The sequence below is a fragment of the Bacillus sp. EB600 genome (assembly GCF_024494385.1).
Lineage (GTDB): Bacteria > Bacillota > Bacilli > Bacillales > Cytobacillaceae > JAEVLT01.
The window spans coordinates 27534-45022 of sequence record NZ_JAEVLT010000016.1 but is presented as its reverse complement, the minus strand read 5'-3'; the positions used below and the strand labels follow the sequence as shown (position 1 = coordinate 45022).

General features: G+C 36.7%; 19 protein-coding genes and 2 pseudogenes. 6 read left to right on the top strand and 15 right to left on the bottom strand.

All coding sequences use genetic code 11. The annotated features are described in order from the left end of the window. Positions 1 to 141 precede the first annotated feature (141 nt). The 4 genes and pseudogenes from JN080_RS16545 to JN080_RS16530 form a co-directional block, all read right to left on the bottom strand. Complete coding sequence (locus JN080_RS16545; protein WP_256237097.1) at positions 142 to 342, bottom strand: hypothetical protein; 201 nt, start codon at positions 340 to 342, stop codon at positions 142 to 144. Positions 343 to 532: 190 nt separating this feature from the next. Then, positions 533 to 715: an aspartyl-phosphate phosphatase Spo0E family protein gene (locus JN080_RS16540; protein WP_256237096.1), complete on the bottom strand. Its 183-nt coding sequence runs from the start codon at positions 713 to 715 to the stop codon at positions 533 to 535. A 64-nt stretch (positions 716 to 779) separates the two neighbouring features. Continuing rightward, a complete protein-coding gene (locus tag JN080_RS16535) occupies positions 780 to 956 on the bottom strand; it encodes an alpha/beta hydrolase family protein (protein ID WP_256237095.1) in 177 nt (58 codons plus the stop codon). A gap of 896 nt (positions 957 to 1852) precedes the next feature. Next, positions 1853 to 2196, bottom strand: a pseudogene (locus JN080_RS16530) (DUF898 family protein). A 329-nt stretch (positions 2197 to 2525) separates the two neighbouring features. Between JN080_RS16530 and JN080_RS16525 the strand changes: the two are divergent. Beyond that, positions 2526 to 3467, top strand: a complete 942-nt coding sequence (locus tag JN080_RS16525; RefSeq protein ID WP_256237094.1) for a DMT family transporter — start codon at positions 2526 to 2528, stop codon at positions 3465 to 3467. Positions 3468 to 3558: 91 nt separating this feature from the next. On the opposite strand, the gene JN080_RS16520 is transcribed toward JN080_RS16525, so the two are convergent. The 6 genes from JN080_RS16520 to JN080_RS16495 all read right to left on the bottom strand — a co-directional run bounded on the left by JN080_RS16520 (position 3559) and on the right by JN080_RS16495 (position 9253). Then, complete coding sequence (locus JN080_RS16520) at positions 3559 to 4572, bottom strand: pirin family protein (RefSeq protein ID WP_256237093.1); 1014 nt, start codon at positions 4570 to 4572, stop codon at positions 3559 to 3561. 83 nt (positions 4573 to 4655) lie between these two features. Next, positions 4656 to 5102: a MarR family winged helix-turn-helix transcriptional regulator gene (locus JN080_RS16515; RefSeq protein ID WP_256237092.1), complete on the bottom strand. Its 447-nt coding sequence runs from the start codon at positions 5100 to 5102 to the stop codon at positions 4656 to 4658. Between the two features lie 41 nt (positions 5103 to 5143). Then, positions 5144 to 5911, bottom strand: a complete 768-nt coding sequence (locus JN080_RS16510; RefSeq protein WP_256237091.1) for a pirin family protein — start codon at positions 5909 to 5911, stop codon at positions 5144 to 5146. A gap of 381 nt (positions 5912 to 6292) precedes the next feature. Next, on the bottom strand, positions 6293 to 7057 hold the full coding sequence (gene aroD / locus JN080_RS16505) for a type I 3-dehydroquinate dehydratase (protein WP_256237090.1): 765 nt from the start codon (positions 7055 to 7057) through the stop codon (positions 6293 to 6295). 355 nt (positions 7058 to 7412) lie between these two features. Continuing rightward, positions 7413 to 8360: an amidohydrolase family protein gene (locus tag JN080_RS16500; protein WP_256237089.1), complete on the bottom strand. Its 948-nt coding sequence runs from the start codon at positions 8358 to 8360 to the stop codon at positions 7413 to 7415. Positions 8361 to 8692: 332 nt separating this feature from the next. Then, positions 8693 to 9253, bottom strand: coding sequence for a class I SAM-dependent methyltransferase (locus JN080_RS16495; RefSeq protein WP_256237088.1), 561 nt, complete (start codon positions 9251 to 9253; stop codon positions 8693 to 8695). Positions 9254 to 9529: 276 nt separating this feature from the next. Between JN080_RS16495 and JN080_RS16490 the strand changes: the two genes are divergently transcribed. Beyond that, positions 9530 to 10234 (top strand): aspartate/glutamate racemase family protein, encoded by a 705-nt coding sequence (locus tag JN080_RS16490; protein WP_256237087.1) that lies wholly within the window; start codon positions 9530 to 9532, stop codon positions 10232 to 10234. A 259-nt stretch (positions 10235 to 10493) separates the two neighbouring features. Here JN080_RS16490 and JN080_RS16485 read toward each other — a convergent pair whose 3' ends face one another. After that, entirely contained in the window at positions 10494 to 11267 is a 774-nt protein-coding gene (locus tag JN080_RS16485) for an LssY C-terminal domain-containing protein (protein WP_256237086.1), read from the bottom strand. A gap of 213 nt (positions 11268 to 11480) precedes the next feature. On the opposite strand from JN080_RS16485, the gene JN080_RS16480 reads away from it, so the two are divergent. Continuing rightward, positions 11481 to 11561, top strand: coding sequence for a YjcZ family sporulation protein (locus JN080_RS16480; protein WP_375141678.1), 81 nt, complete (start codon positions 11481 to 11483; stop codon positions 11559 to 11561). A 117-nt stretch (positions 11562 to 11678) separates the two neighbouring features. On the opposite strand, the gene JN080_RS16475 is transcribed toward JN080_RS16480, so the two are convergent. Next, the gene (locus tag JN080_RS16475) at positions 11679 to 11816 is read right to left on the bottom strand and encodes a hypothetical protein (protein ID WP_256237084.1); all 138 of its coding nucleotides are present in this window, start codon (positions 11814 to 11816) and stop codon (positions 11679 to 11681) included. Positions 11817 to 12280: 464 nt separating this feature from the next. Between JN080_RS16475 and JN080_RS16470 the strand changes: the two genes are divergently transcribed. Beyond that, positions 12281 to 12586 carry an iron-sulfur cluster biosynthesis family protein gene (locus tag JN080_RS16470; RefSeq protein ID WP_256237083.1) on the top strand — a complete coding sequence of 102 codons (306 nt, stop codon included), beginning with the start codon at positions 12281 to 12283 and terminating at the stop codon, positions 12584 to 12586. A gap of 93 nt (positions 12587 to 12679) precedes the next feature. Here JN080_RS16470 and JN080_RS16465 read toward each other — a convergent pair whose 3' ends face one another. Beyond that, positions 12680 to 13306 carry a hypothetical protein gene (locus JN080_RS16465; RefSeq protein ID WP_256237082.1) on the bottom strand — a complete coding sequence of 209 codons (627 nt, stop codon included), beginning with the start codon at positions 13304 to 13306 and terminating at the stop codon, positions 12680 to 12682. Positions 13307 to 13696: 390 nt separating this feature from the next. On the opposite strand from JN080_RS16465, the gene JN080_RS16460 reads away from it, so the two are divergent. Next, positions 13697 to 14971 carry a M20 family metallopeptidase gene (locus JN080_RS16460; RefSeq protein ID WP_256237081.1) on the top strand — a complete coding sequence of 425 codons (1275 nt, stop codon included), beginning with the start codon at positions 13697 to 13699 and terminating at the stop codon, positions 14969 to 14971. 96 nt (positions 14972 to 15067) lie between these two features. Here JN080_RS16460 and JN080_RS16455 read toward each other — a convergent pair. Further along, a pseudogene (locus tag JN080_RS16455) lies at positions 15068 to 15390 on the bottom strand (recombinase family protein); the annotation flags it as partial. Positions 15391 to 15896: 506 nt separating this feature from the next. On the opposite strand from JN080_RS16455, the gene JN080_RS16450 reads away from it, so the two are divergent. Then, a complete protein-coding gene (locus tag JN080_RS16450) occupies positions 15897 to 16907 on the top strand; it encodes an N-acetylmuramoyl-L-alanine amidase family protein (protein ID WP_256237080.1) in 1011 nt (336 codons plus the stop codon). A 169-nt stretch (positions 16908 to 17076) separates the two neighbouring features. Here the strand turns inward: JN080_RS16450 and JN080_RS16445 are convergent, their stop codons facing one another. Further along, positions 17077 to 17487 carry a Fur family transcriptional regulator gene (locus tag JN080_RS16445; protein WP_256237079.1) on the bottom strand — a complete coding sequence of 137 codons (411 nt, stop codon included), beginning with the start codon at positions 17485 to 17487 and terminating at the stop codon, positions 17077 to 17079. Between the last annotated feature and the right edge of the window lie 2 nt (positions 17488 to 17489).

Here is a 17489-nt window from a genome sequence, read left to right as displayed (position 1 = left end):
GAAAACTGGTGTTTCACAAAAGTATGTAAAAGTATAAGAAATTGAAGAACTCCTCACGTCAAAAGATTATGAACGTCTTATGATGTTCATTACCAAAAGTCGGGATATCAGAACTAAAGCATTGTTAACACCATACGAATATTAGTGAAATGGAAAAATATTTATCCGGCACTGAGGTGCAGCAATGTCTTCTAAATTCACTCCGCCAAAAGTCGGTTCTAGTATATTGAGATTTCCATCGGTAAAAAGAATTGGGTGTCCTAAAACGGATACTTCTTGATGGAAAACAAGTTTTCCATCAAGCATAGTTGCATGTTCGTCACTATCTGTGAGGTAGTTCATTACATTTTCTCTTTTAATTCCTATTTTGGTAAACTTATTTATTCACTAGGCTTATGAATTTCAAAATGGGAATTTTTCAATTTATAAGGAATCTTCAATACACTTTGGATTTAGCCTTTATTATAAAGGGCTGCCGAGCACTCCGTTTTGGTCTAACTATTGATAAAAATTCCCTGTCCTATTTGTCTTCTTAGATTCTGAATGGATTTACTTCTTGCATTATTTTTTGTAGTATCGTAATTTCTTTATCTAATTTTTGACTGATGTCAGTGACATTTGTATGTGAAATTCCTTTACTTTTTGCTAATGTATACAAATCCGAGCGATATTCTCCTATTCGTTTATAACTTTCTAGTGCAGTTCTCAGCAACATTTCCTAATCTCCTTTTTCTATTTTGTATGTTATTGGTTCTCATGATATTTTGAAAGGTGATTCCTTATTTTTGCAGTGCCCGATACCAAGCTGCACTCCTGCTGACTTCCTCATCCGCTTCAGGAGCGCGTCCAGCTAGGAATGGGAAAACATGCTGCATTTCATCTACAACTGAAAGTGTCGCTTGTACACCGGTCTCAACCGCACGAGCATGCAGGCGGCGCGCGTCGTCAAGCAGCATTCGGCTCCACCCGCGACGATGTAGAGCGGCGGATAGCCGTTGAAATCAGCGTGTAGCGGATTGGCTAATGGATCACGTAACTTGCTTCCTTTGATACTATTTAGTTTTCTGCTCCATTGATTTCATAATTGTTTTCCCCCTTCATTTTTTGGCTCATTTTCACCTTTTTTATTGAATACGGTTTCATCTTTTAAGTCTTCTTAGATGAATCACTTAATTAATATGCAATTACCGTGCCAAACTAAATTTCGAGGTCTTTTCCGCTTTTTCTTTATGTGTGTTTTTTTTTGTAGTAAATTTGAAACAACGAATTTTAAAAATAGGGTAAATGACCTACTATATATTCAACTATTCTTAATTTTGCGACAACTATTCTCACTTTTGCTACAGTACACATTTATAGAAACAAATTTAGCTGAAAATGACATAGTTTTCCATAAATTGTGATGGTTGACTTTTCCCGGTATTAGTATCTGAATTAATAATATTCCGAATAATTAAGATGTGAGTACTAAATGTCCCTTGTTCCTTTTTCAGACTATCTGCCGTTATCAAAAAATGATATTTTTAAACTCAGAAAAAAACATTAATTCCTGAAGAAGTTTGAAGCCACTCAATTTAGACACCAGTATCTGTATTTTGAAATGAACGCATGTACAGTTCCTTTCCTCAGCTTTACCTGCATATTTTCTAACACGTTAACTTCAGGAAATTCCTTGATGATAATACTTTCCAAGATATATTTTAAACCTATGCCCATTTCTTCACTTTCGATCGTTTTGCTTATATAGGAAAGGAAACTATGAACAAGTGGCGATATCTAATCTGATACAGTTGATTAAGGAAAGCGTTCACATAAGATGAAAGCCCCTCCCGATTAAGAGAAGGGCTTGCTTTTATGCAAATGTTGTGTGTTTTGCTTTCCATTTTTCCAGTGAAATAAATAACCAAACTATAAATACCTAATGTAATAATACAGAAAAACCAATTTAATCCAGTTCCCGAACAAACCAATGGCAGTTCCATGGAATTGCAATCTTCTGCCTTCCACAACAGTATGATTGATTTTCCATGCATAAACCATACACAAAGCCCATGGTTAACAAATTCCTAGTGTGCAAACAGTTACTAACGATCCAACCATCTGCCAACCTATGTACGATAAAAGTCCACCATCAAAATAAGAGTTACCAGTACTTGTTTCTTGTACAATTGTTTGGCTAACTAGAGTATCACTCATTCCTATTCTAGGGTTCGAATAACCCCGTACTTAGGAATCTTGGTACTTTAGTGCCGAATATTTCAAGAGTTGGATCAGCTAATATAAACATGGCGTTTGTTGAATGTATCTGCTCTCTTTTATTAAAGTTTTCTACTTCTTGTTTTTTGAAAGAGACAGGGGGGTCTAACCTCAATAAACTGGATAAACTAATATGACTTTTGAAGTTTGTACGCCCCATCCTCAACATTGTGAAACCGTTCCGTTTTATCCGAATTCTTTTTATTTTCATAAAATTCAAATGATGCTAAAATGAATTCTGTGATGAAAGGAAGGATTGGATACAGAATATGAATACAATGAAAATTTATTTAATCTTAGTAGTTAATATGGTTTTTTGGGGATGTAATATTTCTTTTGTGAAAATAATCGTGGGTCACGTTCCACCTGTAACGGCTACGTCCTTTCGACTTTTCATTGCAGCTGCAACCGTCTTTATTATTCTTGGGATGACACGGCGTATTCGTCTTCCACATAAAAACGAATGGGGCTTTATGATTGGTGGTTCCTTAACAAGTATTGTCTCTCATCACTTTTTCTTATCTATCGGATTAACGGGAACTTCCGCTACGAATGCAGGCCTGATTTTAGGAATGGGGCCACTATTAACGGTATTATTATCCTTTGTTTTTTTTAAAAAGAGACCTACCCTTATCGCCGCGATCGGCTTTGTTTTAGGTAGCACAGGAGTTAGCATGACCGTTCTCTTTGGCAGCGGGGAACTGCAAGGAATGAATCTTGGGGATTTCGAAGTCTTTCTATCCATTTTTATTCAAGCCTTTGGCTTTATTTTAATTAATAAAGCAGCGAAAACAATGGACTCGGTGCTATTAACCGCCTATATGCTGCTCATCGCTTCCATTTTCCTTTTTTCGGTTAGTTTAAGAATGGAGCCAAGCGGATTAGTAACGTTTGTAGAAGGATTTTCTGACGTTTGGGTGGTGTTTTTCCTTTCAGCGGTTTTATCAACAGGTCTTGGACAAATGATTTATAATTACGCGATCGGTCAGGTCGGGGCAGCCACAGCTTCCATTTTTCTTAATCTTAACACCCTATTCTCCGTTATTGGTGCTGCACTAATTCTTCAGGAAGCGATTAAACCCGCTCACTATATGGGATTTTTATTGATCGTCACGGGTGTTATTATGGGGTCAGGAACATTGGAGACCCTGATTAGGCAGCGTCGAAAAAAAATCCAATTGCATCAATCGGTTAAGGCAGCAAATCACTAAAACCGTAAAACCGGGTCAGTCCCCGGCCGAATTAATGCGTTAATTTGCCGAGGGACTGGCCCTTAGAGATTTTACAAATAATGAATAGTGGTTACCTTTTTTCAACTCTTCCATCCGCATGACGTGCGAATCTTCCTGATTCACGCTTATTTACAGGATCTGGACGGTCCCATGGCCAACCTCCAAATTGTGTATTTTGATAGTCCTTAAATGCATCATGAATTTCCTTCTCAGTATTCATTACAAACGGTCCATAGGCTGCGACCGGTTCTTGTATCGGCTCACCTTCTAAGAGCAGCATATAACTCTCAGATTGTCCATTTGTAATCGTGATTTCCTGATCACCAGCGAGCTTTACACGATGGTATGGATCAATCGCTGTATCTTCGATAGTTAGTTTATCTCCTTGGTAAAAGTATAAATTCCTTGTCATTGTAGCTGAAACTGATGGAAGGGTTAGGACTGCTTCCGGCTCCATATGAATAAGGTAAACCCCTACATGATGATCTTTATCGTTTGCCCAAGAAACAGAGTTAGGTTCTAAACTAGACTTGCCCAGTATACTTCCGGCAATCAGTCTTACGGTCGTTTTTTGTCCATTAGCAGCAGCCGATTGTACTACCGGTATATCTTCAGCCCATAACATTTTATAATCCGGATCAGCGAATTTATCTTTTGCAGGCAGATTCAGCCATATCTGAAAGAGTTCAAGCGGGTTGTCTTTGTCCTGATGCACAAGAGGAAACATTTCGGTATGCTGGCAACCTTTTCCTGCTGTCATCCATTGAACATCCCCATTTCCAAATCGTCCTACTGACCCATATGAATCAAAATGATCGACAAAACCTTCAAGAACAACGGTTACCGTTTCAAAACCTCTGTGGGGATGTACAGGAAATCCCGGAACCGTTGTGCCATGATACATTCTAAAACCGTCACGTAACGTAAAATCCTCGCCAAGATTCCTGCCTTCCAATGAAACGTTAGGGCCCTGCTGCTCATTACCTGAAGGATACGCATCTTTATGGTGCACTGTCATTAGGAACGGATCTTCTGTTTTCCATGGAAATCCCAGCTTTTGGATTGTCATGATTTTGCTATTCATTTTATTTCTCTCCTTTGTAAACCACCCTGTTTTGGATTTATTTCAATCTTTAAAAGGGATAATACTTTTTTAATTTGAAATTATTAAATCTGACTTGCACCAAGCCCAAGCCTTTTAAGCAGATTGGTTAACTGTATTTTTTCCTCATTACTGATAAAAGACAAATTTTCGGATATGACTTCAACGTGTTGAGGGAAGATCTCTTTAAATAAACATTGACCTTTTTCGATTAAAACAACATTTGAAGCTCGTCGGTCTGTTAGACTTGGTTCCCTTTTTACGAATTCTTTCTTTTCAAGCTTATCCACAACGTAGGTAATACTCCCACTAGGAATTGAAAGTTTTTCACTAATTTTTTGGACTGTGTGGGGTCCCTTATTATAAAGAAGTTCCAGCACCATAAAATTCTCTAAACTAATTCCATGTTTTTCTATATCTTTTACAGCATGACCAAAAATAGTTTTACTTGCCTTTAGCCAAACGCGGAAAAGCCGTAAATCAATCTGACTTTGTTCATCTTCTAGATCCATTCCCGAACCTCCTTTTACGAAAACTGTAAACATTTCAATGATTATCTATGTTTTCGGAATAAAGGATAATCTACTTCTGACGGAACTTCAATTAGGAAGATTCTTAGGTCTTTATCTAACGCTTGAATGGCTACCTCCCCACCCTGTCCTGAATCAACGACAACGAAATCTTTATGTTCAAAACGAGTGATTCCATTCGTGTCTAATGAAAAAGCTCCATCGCCTCTGATGGCTAGAGCAGCTAATATCCGTTTTTGCGAAAGACTATGGGTATATACCGTTCCAGTTGGGATGGTAATATCCCATATCCCCGCATCTGTAACAATTTTCATTGGGGAGTCATTTCCTAGTATTGTCTTAATCGTTACATCTTCTTTATTTATAACGGAAAAGTCCTCCGAATTGTATTGAAAATAAGTTGGTGTCCGTTTTATTGCCTGACTTAAATGTGGTTCAAACCAGATTTGAAAAATTTCAGATGGTTCTTTAAAGACTTCTGCATGGGATACACCGGATCCAGTTTGCATGAGCTGAGCGCCCCCTGCAGCTACAACACTTTCTGTGCCCAGCGTATCACGATGATACGCATTCCCTTTGATCACATAAGTAATGATTTCAAAACCTTTATGTGGATGAAAGTCAAGTGCTGCGGGTTCATTAGAATGTCCCCAAGCCCAGTAAAACAATGGTCCCAGCCGATTGATGAGTGAACCTTCTCTTGGGAAACCAATTGGCTTTTGCTCTTTTATTTTACCCTTATCGAATTGCCCCATTGCTTGATCCTGTGGTTTAATCTTTTGAACTTCCATTTGGATCCCTCCTATTGGTAAGATGACTGTTTTCCTAAAAAAGATCCTTATAAATTTTTTCTATTTATCCTAAGAATATTTATCTCAATTTCAAGATAAATACATCCTAACATTAGGGTATATTTATGTCAACAAAAAAGCACCCTTATTCATTTACTGAGTTATTGTGAGGTTATCCACGTATGTCCTCTATTACGCACTTAAACTTCCAAAAAAATATGCCCTTACCACGACTGAAATCACGAGTGTGCGGGCATTAATTATCAAATAATACAATATGCCCCATGAAGGTGGGGGCTATTTGACGCTTACGTTTCTTTTTCGGTTCTACGGGAATCATACGACCCCTTTGATTCCTTTTCTCCTATAATACATATAAAATCAGTACATACTTTCATGTAAGATTTTTAATACCGATCTTAATTCTGCTACAGGTATTTGGCCTGGTGCAGATGCTTCTTTGCCAGCCCCAAAAGTAAAGGCAGAGCCGAATACCTCACCGGTCAACCGGCTAATCACACCTGTCCCCCCCATAGACATCGTAATGATGGGGCGACCAGCATATTCTGTTTTCATGGTGTTAGTGGCATCTAGCAGCGTGATAACATCCTCAACAGATTTAGGCATGACCGCGATTTTCGGAATATCTGCACCATACTCCTGCATTTTACGAAGACGAGAAATGATTTCTTCTTTTGGTGGAGTTTTAAAGAAATCATGATTTGACATGATAACATATACTCCGTTTTCTTTTGCGGTTGTGAGTATCGCATTTACATGATTTTCTTCATTAAATAACTCAACATCAACCAAATCGATGTTTTTTGTAAGTATAGCGGTTTGATTTAGCTTAACGTAAAATTCATTACTAATTTCTTTATTTCCACCTTCTTTATGACTTCGAAAAGTAAACAAAATCAGTTCATCAATAAATACATTTTTTAACATAGCTATAACATCTTTTACTTCATCTAAATTTTCAACTTCTTTATAACAGTCAACACGCCATTCAACTACATCCGGCTGTAATTCTTTTACCAGAATGGCTTCTTGTAGAATTTGTTCTTTGGTGATACCGACTAGAGGAACAATTATTTTCGGAATTCCTTCCCCAATTGTCATATTCTTTATTATTAACGTACCCATCCATATACCCCCTTTAGTTGTGAAAAATGAGTACTTTCATCAATTTTGCTTTTCCCTAAAATCAATCAAAATTTTTCCATACTGACCAGAGAGAGCGTCACTGTACGCCTTTTCATAATCCCGTGGAAAAACATTAGAAACAACCGGTTTCAAATCAAAATTTTCATCCATTAAGTATTCAACACATTTTTCAAAATCTTCAGGAAAATTATAAATAATTGAACCTTTTCAAGTAATTTTTTTGTTCATGTTAGCATTTCCCTTTTTACTCCACAATAATGTTATTTTCTGCGGAACAAAAAGGGAAGTTTTAGGGAAATACCAAAGAAACGATTTCTTTGGTATTTTCGTATATTTATTTAATCGCACAATCTAGTAAAGAATGAGCCCCTTTATCACTCATTTCTGTTGGAGGCCATACACATAAATCAAATGGATAATCCGATCCTGCAACCACCCGATCTTCCCCGACTGTTTTTACAAGAAAGTCAATACTATCTTGATTCCAGAGGACGGTATCATACCAAAAACGTCTTAAATATTCGGAGGGTGGAGCCTGTAAATTTGAAGATACCATGTCCCATTGTTCATAGCCTTTATCTAACCTGCCAATTTGATAGGGAAGGAATCCACCGCCATGAGCAAATAATATTTTGACATCCGGATATTTATCAACGATTCCACTTACTAGTAAATCGGTTGCACAAACCGTTGTTTCCCATGGAACCCCAATCAAATTAGGCATCATTCTCCTCTTTAACCGCGGGTCCTCGCATAATAATGGGTGAATGAAAAGAATCGCCTTTAACCTGTTAGCTTCTTCAAAAAAAGGTTGAAAAAAGCTGTCTGAAAGCATATGTTGTGCGATTCCAGGCCCGATGATGGCTCCCTTTAACCCAATATTCATGGCTTCATTTAAAACCTGGGCAGCTTGATCAGAATTTGCTAACGGAACGGTTCCAACTGCTGATAATTTTTCTGGAGTCTTACTGATTAAATGAGCGAGAGATTGGTTATAGACTCTCGAAATCTCTGTCGTAATTTCTAACGGGAAATCATACAAAAAAAGTTGTGGGATCGGAGAAATCATCGAATGTTCAACATTCGCTTGTTCTTGTTTCTGCATATAAAGTTCAAAATCAATAAAGGCTTTTTTTAATTCAAACCCCCATTTTTGGTTGATAACAAGAAATTGCTCTTTATTTTCCTCTTTATTAATCCATTCAGCATTAACTGCATTTCTATTTTCCTTTAACCAGTTAAGAACATCTTTAGGGATGAAATGAGTATGAAAATCATGCATATATGATGGCTCCTTCTTCTTATTTACTTAACTTTCACAAAGTGAAATTGGCAAAACTTCGCTTTGATTTTTACACGTTTTACATTTCCAACGATAAAGAAAGAGATAATGCCCTGCTCTTTGTGCTTGTAAATTAATTCCCATCCGCCTAACTTTTCAGGAAAGCAGTCGTTTGTTTAATAAGAGTCCTTCATTTTTTCAAGTTGCCCTTTTAATTTAATTAATTTGTTTTTAATAAAAGGAACGATTTCCTCAGGCAATTGATTTAATTAAAAAAATTAGGATTCTTTTTTTTGTGTGTATCACGAGCTATTTCCCCAACGTATTTGTATTTAGTCAGTTTTTTGACAAAATATCGTTTGCCTTCCCTCTTTTTCATTTTCTTCAAAAAAGAGAATTTTCCATTCCCTAAATTCAGATAATAATTCTTGCGGCATTAGCTTATATTTGTTAGGAATACTTTGATAGTTTTGTGATGATTGATAGAAGGTTTCCATGAAAAAATATCCATTTTCCCTTATGATCCTTTTTACAATCGGAAAAAGATCGCGGTCTAAATAATAAGTAATGACTGCTAGATTAAAAGAATTGTTTGCCCAATAAAGATTGTTCATATTGGTAAGATCACATTTTTGAGGGTTGATTTCGAGCTTTCGTTTTGCAGCTTGTTCCTGAATATAGTTGATTGCAAAATCTGAAATATCAACTGCCTGGACTTGATAGTTCATTTTTGCCAGGTACAAACTGTTTCCCCCAAGTCCGCACGCAATATCTAGCGCTATACCTCCACTAAGATATGAAGACAGGCCCTCAAGCCTCTTGTTTGCGACTGGTTCCCTTTGATGCTCCAAGTGTTCTTTATGTTTTGCGTTCCATTTTAATTCGGTGTTCATTTGAAAACTCCCTATTGTCAATTATTGGGGTAATTGTAACATGCCAGATAGTAATAAGACCAATTATACTGAACTACTTCTTTGCGATAAAACTGGAACTAAAGGGGCGTGCGAACAGTGACTGTGACTGTTCGCATTTTTTCTTTATTTTTTGTTCTATCTGGAAAAGAATGTACAATAGTAGTTTTTGCATAAAAATAATGAAGCATGACAGGCCCCGCCATTTGTGGTAAATTTGCAGCAGATGGATTCAGAACGGGAAAGAAGGAAATTGGATTGAACATCGCGGGAATCATTGGCGGAATCGGGCCCGAATCAACAGTCGATTATTACCAAACCATTATTTCAAAGTTTCAAGAAAGAATCGGCAGTAAAGAGGTTCTGCCGGAGCTCGTCATTAACAGTATGAATATGTATAAAATTTTTGGGTTGATTGATACTGGAAAAAAGGCGGAACTGATTCAATACATAGCAGATGGGGTTCAAAAATTGGCAAGGGCCGGGGCTGATTTTGCGGCCATTTCCGGAAATACGCCACATCTTGTTTTTGATCAAGTTCAAGAAATGGTGGACATTCCGATTATCAGCATTGTCGAAGCCACAGCCGCACGGTCCAAGGAACTGGGCTTAAATCGTATTGGCCTCATTGGAACAAAGTTTACAATGGAAAATGATTTTTTCAAAAAACCATTTATTTCTGATCAAAAAGAAATTGTCATGCCTAACCAAGCGGAGCAGGAGTATATCCATCGGAAAATTGTTGCGGAATTGGAAAAAGGTTATGTTAACGAAGATACCAAAGCAAGATTTATAGAGATCACTCAGCAGATGGTTCAGCGCGATCGGCTTCAAGGAATCATCCTCGGCTGTACGGAGCTGCCGATGATCATCAAAGCGAACGATTTGGAGCTCCCGGTGTTAAATACGGCCGAAATTCACGTGAATAAGATTGTTGACACAATTTTTTTAAAGGAGGATTAATACAGTGAGAGGAATCATTCACAACCGAATGCCGGAGCTAGTGATAAATCCTTTTCAATCTTATGTATAAACATAGTCTGTTCCTCCAATTTTCCAAGATGGTTTAATTAGAACTTCGATTCGCTTTCTACTATTCCCTCCTCTTTTTTATGGCCCAACTTAGGAAGTTCAAGAAAGGCACCGGCTAGTATAAGTAGAATAATTCACAAACCTTTAATTTGGAAATTAATAAGAAATCAATTCCATATTAAAAGTAAATTTAGTATTGGGGAAAGGATTGTAACACTCTTTGTTTTAAAGATAGTGCCATTGAATGAGTAGAAAAGTCATTTTTATTCAAAGGCTGGACAGATAAAACTGCAATATTCCCGTCCGTGTAATACCAATCTCCGCCACCATTGAATCCAAAAAGGTTAGGTTGATCAAACGAAACAACCAGTGTAGATTTCATAAATGGTTTTAAATCTTGGACAACCCTTTTTCTCTCTTCGTCTACAGAAGGTAAAATATGATGAGTGGGCAGATGCGACCTACCACTAAGTTCAATCCCGTGATCATAGGTGGCTGAACCCAGCCATACTTCCTCATCATTGATTGTTGTATGGGTTTTCCAAAGTCGAATGTGGTCCCTGATTTGGACGCTATTGGTTGGTTTTTCAAAAGCTAAATCTTGTTTTCGATGATATAGATAAAGGTTACTTACAGGAGCTGTGGGATACGGTAAATTACCCAAAGAAGCTACCGCTATTTTTACACTCGTTTTATCAGTTATTGGATCTGGGATCTTCCACCCTGCTTCTTTAAAATATCTGTTGATTGTTTGTTTAGTCCCCAAAATGAGGATATTAATTGGATCACCAGGTTTTCCAGATTTGGTTATAGTCTTTAAAGGATAGTCTGATAATAATAGACTCTTCTCAAACGGATAAAATTGTATAAAAAGAGTAACTCCAACACAGAAAACTAAGATAATTACCACAGACAAAGATAGCCGTATGAGATATTTACGAAATACCTTATTTGAACGTGTCATTCTAATTAATTACACCCTTTTATTATGTAATGTTTGACATTTTAGTTAAAATTGAGCTTAACCTTCTTCGCCAAAAACACATTTTTTTCAAAAAAATGAAACAACTATTTTTACATAATAACATGCTTTTAAAATTATGATAATTCGTATGAACATATGATGTACTATCCTTTGTAATAACGTAGGTGATACATTATGTCAGACGGTTATGGAATGGGTTCGAATTTTGCTTTAATCGTGGTGCTTTTCATCCTCTTAATTATCGTTGGCACACACTTTATAAGCGGGTATTAAGCGAGTTATAAGATTGTAACGACACACATAAAAACAGGGCATGGGAAATTTCCATGCCCTGTTTTTTGCTTATGAAATTTGTGATCAGCAAGATCCTTTGGTTTGCCGTTCTCAGGATTAAAACGGCTCGATGGCTTTCTCGTTTTTACCAGTTTGAGGCTGATTTTCAATTCTTCTTTCTCTGGCTTCCTTGGGAATTTCTTTAAGTTGTTTATTTACTTCTTCAACTTGATTAGTGGTTCGCACTTCAGCCATTTCAAAAACCTCAATTCATTAAAATTTTTTTATAAATATAATATGCCGCAATGATGAAGATTTTATGTCGTTGAATCAGACCTGCAATATTTGAAGGCCAGTCTTCATCTATTCGTTTATTATCCCTTAAAAGTTTTCATACAGTGATGACAACTTTTCCTTGAGCGTGTCCTTGTCTTTATTATAGTAAAGAGAAATATAATTTTATTTTGACAAAAAGTATTACTTCATCTATATTAAATTTATACCTCACTGGGTATATAAAAATATCATTACTCCCTTTTTTGATTTTTAAATCTATACACAAATGTGGATTCAACTTGAAAAGTTATACACATTTTTCCCCTGCAATAGTTATTGGTCAGTGTTCCGTTAACGCTCATTTTAGGCTTTATCATTGGTACAACAATAGTATTTTATATGATTTAAGATAAAATTTTAAAAAATGAATGGAGGTTTTATTTATGCATATTAATATAACAGAAATAGCGTTAGAAACATTAAAAACATTATTAGCAAAGGACAAAAATAAACAAGCAGTATATATTTATTTGGCAGGTATCGGTTGTGGAGGCGGTGGAAAAGCTAGCTTTTCACTTACAACTGTAAATCAAAAAGAAGGTGAAAACGTTTTAGAAATAGAAGGTATAACAATTATTTACGATCGTTTAATTTTATTCCATACTAAAAATATAGTAATTGACTACACCCCTTCTGCTTATGATCAAGAAATACGACTTGAAAGTTTTATCATAAAAGATGCCAAATAGGTATCTTTTACTTTTTCTTTTAAAAATCAAAAAAGCTTACATAAAGTAAGCTTTTTTGTGAATATCTCAATTGATTAAAAGTGAAGTTAGTGATTAATCAGAATAAACTTTTCCTCTAAACTTAATAGCTTTTATCCTTTTTAAGTCTACTTTTGTTTTGCTGTTTCCAACATATGCGATATCTGATTCGTTAAAAATGCGGTTTTCTACTTGAATCTCTTCACCAGATGTCATAATGGCCCATACTTTTTTTGCCCCATTTAAATCATTATTTAAAAAGTTCTGTATATGACCATTTTCTTCCAAAGCTGGTTTTTGAAATGCATTTCTCACGATCGAATCTTCTTCCTGCACACTTACTGTTGCAGCTTCCTCATTGAGTCGAGGGGAACGAGATTTCGATGAATCCTTTGGGTTTTCATTTTCTAATAGCTTAATTCGTAAACTAATAAACCTTTTCACATTTTCAGCCATTAATGTATTGGTTTCTTTCATATAAATGCCAATTACTTTACCATTCTTTTTTTCATAAAGAGTGACTGTTCCGGGCTTTGTTTGCTTTTTGTAAATCAATACTTTTCGTTTATTAGACTTTTTCTTACGTTTTGTTATTTTATCTTGATTATTTAATTCTACTAATTTTAGATAAAAGGTACCTGTTTTAAATTCATCTTTTAAAAAATTGAAAAATTCGATTTCATTTTGTGCAATTACTGCCATTCAATTATCCCCTTTGCTTTTTAGCAGGGTCTCATACAAATGATTATGAGACCTTGCTCATAATCACCTATAACATTTTATTTTAAAAATAACAATTTGACAAGTTAGGATTGTTCATTTGCCGAATCGTGTACTGATTTTAAAACAAATCAAACATGAATAAAAATGGAACTGGATCTATTCATATTTGATTTTTTATCCGATTTGAAGCTATTTTTTATTTTTGATCCAAGTGGTCTTTTTGTTTTGCATTTTTATTCTAGTGTTCATTGAAAACTCCAAGATACCACTTTGGATGATATGGAAACCTCCCGTAATATGTTCTAGACACAGCGCATAGCATAGTGTAGAAATACTGCGACTTGCTGGACATGGAGGGGATGTGTTTATATGGATACCAGCATGCTCCGACAGCTGATAAGGTTAAGACAACAGGAATTAGTCGACCTTGCTTCTGCGTTTATTCGAGTTCCATCTGAAAATCCCTCGCCCGAGTTTAAGAAGCGGTCAGCAGAAATGGGGCGCCATATTAGCAGTTACCTGGCAGCAAAGGGGTTCTTGATTACCGAGCACCGACGTAGCGAAGATTCGCTGGTTACCGTGGTCTGTGATGCTCCCTTAACCAGGGTACCTGGTCCACGGCTCTTATTTTGCGGACATACAGATGTCGTACCTGCAGGCGATCGTTCACATTGGAGCTTTGATCCTTTCTCAGGAGAAGTCAAAGATGATATGCTTTTGGGTCGGGGAGCCTCCGATATGAAAGGTGGCTTGGCATCACTGGTTTTTGTGGCCGGACTACTTCAGGAGTTCGCCCCCACTCTTAATTTGAAAGGTAGCCTAGGAGTTATTACCTCTCCGGATGAAGAAACTGGCGGCATTGAGGTGGCTTCGCTCCTGGATCAAGGTTTGATTAATGGTGATGCATGTCTGATTGGTGAACCAACGTACCCCCACCATCCGAATGCCGGTGAAAAGGCCGAGGCATGGATGCAGGTGACCATACCGGGTCAGACTGGGCATGGCAGCCAACAACCGCTTTCTGGAATCTCCGCTGTACGAAGAGGGGCAGCCGCGGTTGAAGCACTAGCCAAGCTATGGGAGCTCAAGGCCACGCCTCCGGCAGAGCTTGGTCAACTTTTGTACAATACTGAGTGGTTCCTATCTCAGCGTCTACGAAATCCTTTACTGTCACAATTACTTTATCGCCCCTCTTACAATCCAGGTGTTATCCAAGGCGGAACAAATGTGAACGTCATCGCAGACAAGTGCATCATTAAAGTGGATACCAGGGTTCCATTCGGTATGAAGCCCGAGTTTGTACTGGATGTCGCCAGGAATCTTGTCAGATCTGTAGCACCAGGTTCGGTTGTAGAGCCAATGGTATCCCTTACTAACCCGAACTGGACCTTAGAGAATCGTCCAATTGTGCGGGCAATAGAACTGGGAATCCAGCGTGTCCTCGGAATAGAGGATCCCGTCTTTAGTGTACTCTTGCTTGGTTCAAGTGATGCCAGTCACTTCCGGCGCCATGGCATTGATACCGTCCTTTACGGTCCTGGTCTGCAACACACAATCCATGGGTACGATGAGCGAGTTTCAGTGGAGAACTTAATAAAATCTGCCGAGATATATGCTGAGACGGCATCCAAGTATCTTAGGTGATTTTAAACCTAATTTCACTAAATTTTATCAATAAAAAAATACTTTAACCTGTTGAAGCTATTTTTATTTATCATCACATGAATACTTTTAAAGGTTTCGGATTCCGTTGCGTTTGTCTTCTGCCATCCAAGATAGAATTTGTAAAACCAAATCGGCAATGAAAGTACTTTAGCTATCTTTAATTTGAGGTATCCAATAAGGACAATCCAATACTACAATTTCAGCCTGGATGTTTTTTGTGATGTCGTTCCACTCTTGTATAATTTCTTCTTTGTTTCGGCCAAAGCGTCGAGCGAATGAATATAAAGTACGTCCCCTTTTAGTAAAATACGCTTGAGTAATTGGTATTGAGCTCGTTTGAATTCTTTTCCATTCTGCTTTCCAGTGAAATGTCCCGTTCCAATACCCTTTTCCTTCATTTCCTCAAGTTACCGACCTTCATTTTGATCTTTGCTGCTGCCTCGTATGTATCCAAACTTTCTAACGTCCACTTTATTTCCCTCATTTTTATTCTTTTTCTCTTAATAATGCGTCCGTAAAAGTGTATTAAAAACAAGAAGACGTTCGTTAATTAATTTTTTACTTTTACTCACTGTCCCAAACATTAAATAACTTCTAGTATTCCGTCTCTTCTAATGTCGAACCAGAAAAGTCCATAGAAGATAGCTTTGAATACACACCATGTACACAAGACGGGTAATTTCAAGATTGTTCTTCAGATTTTTGCAAGTGTGAGTTTTGATTCGTTTCTCGGAGTAGCCTCGGGCTTATATATTCCATTTTTGAATCTAAACATTGTTTCTGCTTTCTCCATGGTTTATTTTTCAAATCTTAACTTATTTACAAATATTTATTATATTTTGATAAATATCTGTCCATATTAGTTTTATTGTTAAAAAAAATTGGAGGTCACAAAAAATTCTAAATGAAAAACATAAGCCAAATCAGAGTACTCGCTATCCTTAGTGTTATTTTATTTTCCCTATTCGTTTTTCCTTCTCAAAAGTATCAATTTAAACTATCAAGCAACCAAACTGGTTGGGTTTATAATGATTACATAAAAAAGGCAAAGATAAAAACGAAAACTCCAAAACAAGAAACTCCAACTGAAAATAAAGAAGAAGCAACAGTAGGAGTAACTGTTTTAAACGTTCGAGAAAAGCCGAGTTTAACTAGCCAGGTTGTAGGTAAATTAAAATTAGGAACAAAAATAACCGTCCATGAAGAACAAACTGGATGGGCAAAAGTAGTGTCTTCTTCTGGGGATCAGGGGTGGGTGTACTCAAATTACATCACTAAAGACGTATCTAGCAACAATCAAACACAACCTGTTAATGCGCCAACAACATCAAAAGAGCTTTTCCAAAATAGTCCGGAGCCCCTTAAAGGAAAAACCATTGTGCTTGATCCAGGTCATGGAGGGAGCGATGATGGGACAACAAGCATTATTGGAACACATGAAAAAACATTGACCTTAACAACAGCTCAAGTTGTTGAACAAAAGCTTGAAAATGCAGGTGCCATTGTCATTATGACTCGTACTAACGATACTTATATTCCCTTACAGCAGCGGGCAGATCTCTCAAACCAAAACCATGCGGATGCTTTTATTAGTTTTCATTACAATTGGTTAAATGACCCATCGGTAAATGGATTGACTGATTTTTACTATCAAAAGTCAAAAGATAACCCTTTAGCCTCGTATATTTTAAAGGAGGTTGTCAAAACAACGGGATTAAATAACGATGGGACAAGATTCGATAACTTGGATGTTTTACGAAACAATTCACAACCAAGTACACTGATTGAACTTGGCTTTCTTTCAAATAAACAAGATGATTCAGTTGTGGAAAGCTCTGCTTACCGTGATAACGTAGCTCAAGGGGTTTACCAAGGATTACTCGATTATTTTTCAACCAAAAAACAAGTAACGTAAAAAAGATCAAAGACACAAATCATAAAATCTAGTGTCTTTGATCATTTTTGTTATCTTAAGATTTATTTCCTTAGTCACTCATGAAATAAGGGACATTTGTGAAGGACTTTATTTTTATTGTCCTGTTAAAATTTAATCCAAATTTTTTAGGAACCTATTAAAGAAAGTATTATCCACACTCACTGCAGTATCCGTATATTTCAAATTTGTGACCTGTTATTTTAAAATCTTCAAACCTGTCATTTAGTATTTCCATAGGGCACATATCGAAATGGATGGTTTTTCTGCACTTTTTACAAATCAAATGGTGATGGTGTTCCTTCGATGAACATGAAAAACGATACTGTTTTTCTCCATGTAACTCTGTAGATTCTAAAATACCAAGTTTTTCCAAAAGTGAAAGGTTTCGATATACTGTATCAAAGCTGAGATTCGGATAATTTTCCTCCATACGTCTCATTACTTCCTTAGCTGGCATGTATCGTTTTTCATTACAAAATATCTCCACGATCATTTCTCGTTTACCTGTAAATTTATACTTATGATCTTTCAATATTTTTAAAGCATCGTTAACATCCATAA